The organism is Bacillus sp. P4_D3 (genome assembly GCF_056401855.1).
Window position 1 is genome coordinate 1 of the sequence record NZ_JBFUIN010000531.1, and the last position, 2,183, is coordinate 2,183.

The following is a 2,183-nucleotide window of genomic DNA, read 5'->3' on the forward strand; positions in this document are numbered from 1 at the left end:
CTTCTGAAATAACCTTTTCTACTGTCACTGTTAAAAAATTACTAATCTCTAGTTTAATTCCTTCTTTCGTCAAATATGTTTCCGACCATTCTTCTTCCTCGTAAGGATGATATGACAAAATCGTTCCACCAATATTGTTAATAGGTCCTTGACGATCCTCATCCTCTGGCGGTGCTGACCATAAAATATGTAATTCAATATCTGAATGTTCATCTTCTAACTTTCTAGCTACAGATCCTGCTAAAATAATAGCTTCGACTTTCGGGTTTTGCCTATAAATCTCCGACATCTTTATCGCTTTCTCTTTTAATCCCATTTCATTTCCCCCTAAAACTGCAGTACTCCCCTTACTTTTCATTTATCTATTTCAATATTCCGCATTACATTACCTTTTCAAATTCCTACTAAATTATATTTCTATCCAATAACGCTGAACAATTTCGCCAGTATGAGTAGAAACTACTTCATTTTCTAACACACCGCCAACCTTTTGAATCGTTTTAGCAGAACCAATATTAGATTTATCACAAGTTATTAACACTTTCTTCAATCCTAATTTTTGCGCTTCAGCCAATGAAAGTTGAAGTTGTTTAGTAGCATATCCTTGGCGACGTTCATTAGGATGCACACTATAACCGATATGACCGCTTTCCAGCAATAATTCTGGATTTAATCGATGTCTAATATTCACAAAACCTATAAGTTCTCCTTTTTCAAAACTTAAAAATTGACTAGATGGTACTCGATTAGATGGTAAGTTTTCTCCTACTTCTTGTATACTCACTTTTTCAAACCATTCATCCAGAGAAGCAAAATTTTGTAAAGAACTACTACCGTGTGGTTGTTCTCCTGAATTTAAAAATGCCTGCCTATACTCCATAATTTGTTCGCGATATTCGTATGTCAGTTTTAATAGTTTCATTGTCATTCTCCCCACTCATCCATTCTCTATTTTTCTAAAAGAAACACCTTAATAGAGGATTTTCATCCTTACTATTAAGGTGTTTTCATCATTTTTATTCAAATAGCCCCATACTTAAATAACGTTCCCCTGTATCAGGTGCAATACATAAAACCTTTTTGCCAGCACCTAGACGCTTCGCTATCATAATTGCTGCGTAAACAGAAGCTCCTGAAGATGGCCCTACTAATAAGCCTTCTTGTCTTGCTAAGTTCCTCATTGTAGTTAATGCCTCTTCATCTGCAATTTGAATAATTTCGTTATACACTTCTGTATTTAAGTTTTTTGGAATAAAACCAGGACTTGTTCCGACTAGTTTATGAGGGCCTGGAACACCACCAGATAACACTGGTGATCCTTTCGGTTCTACTACTGCAATATATAAGTTTGGTAGTTTCTCTTTTAACGTTTCACCGGTCCCTGTAATTGTTCCACCTGTTCCTGCGGTTGCTACAAATGCATCAAGCTCTCCATCCATTTGTTCATAAATTTCAAGTGCAGTCGTATAACGATGAACATCCGGATTTGCTGGGTTTTCAAATTGCTGCGGAATAAAACTATTTGGAATTTCTTTTTGTAACTCTACCGCCTTCGCAATTGCTCCTGGCATTCTTTGTTCTGCCGGTGTTAAAACTACTTCTGCGCCGTATGCCTTCAATAAATTAATACGCTCTTTGGACATATTGTCTGGCATAATTAAAATAGCTTTATATCCTTTAGCAGCTGCATTCATCGCTAAACCAATTCCTGTATTCCCGCTCGTCGGTTCAATAATTGTATCTCCTGGTTTTATGAGACCATTCTCCTCCGCAACGTGAAGTAAATTATAAGCAGCACGGTCTTTCACACTGCGTGATGGATTAAATATTTCTAGTTTCACATACACATCCGCTGCGTCTTCTGGAATAAATTTAGATAACCGGACGACAGGTGTATCTCCTATTAATTCTGTTACGTTTTCACATAATTTCATAGTGCATCCCCTATTCTATCGTTTTCTTATCACTTGGCAGTAACCATGAAGTAAGTCCAATTAATGGTAAACAACTACATAATAGCATAATGAACTGAAGGCTATACATATCAGCTAACTTCCCAAGAACTACAGCACCTAATGCTCCAAGGCCAAACGCAAGGCCGACAATTAATCCAGATACCATTCCAACTTTACCTGGAACAAGTTCTTGTGCATATACAACGATTACACTAAAACTACTAGAAC

2 protein-coding genes and 2 pseudogenes are annotated in these 2,183 nt (G+C 36.8%); all 4 read right to left on the reverse strand.

All coding sequences use genetic code 11. From position 1 onward, the window contains the following. A pseudogene (locus AC1DTM_RS23660) lies at positions 1–316 on the reverse strand (DUF4037 domain-containing protein); the annotation flags it as partial. 93 nt (positions 317–409) lie between these two features. Further along, positions 410–922, reverse strand: a complete 513-nt coding sequence (locus AC1DTM_RS23665; protein WP_016104496.1) for a GNAT family N-acetyltransferase — start codon at positions 920–922, stop codon at positions 410–412. A gap of 94 nt (positions 923–1,016) precedes the next feature. After that, the gene (gene cysK, locus AC1DTM_RS23670) at positions 1,017–1,934 is read right to left on the reverse strand and encodes a cysteine synthase A (RefSeq protein WP_016104495.1); all 918 of its coding nucleotides are present in this window, start codon (positions 1,932–1,934) and stop codon (positions 1,017–1,019) included. Between the two features lie 10 nt (positions 1,935–1,944). Further along, positions 1,945–2,183: pseudogene (locus tag AC1DTM_RS23675) on the reverse strand (MFS transporter); the annotation flags it as partial.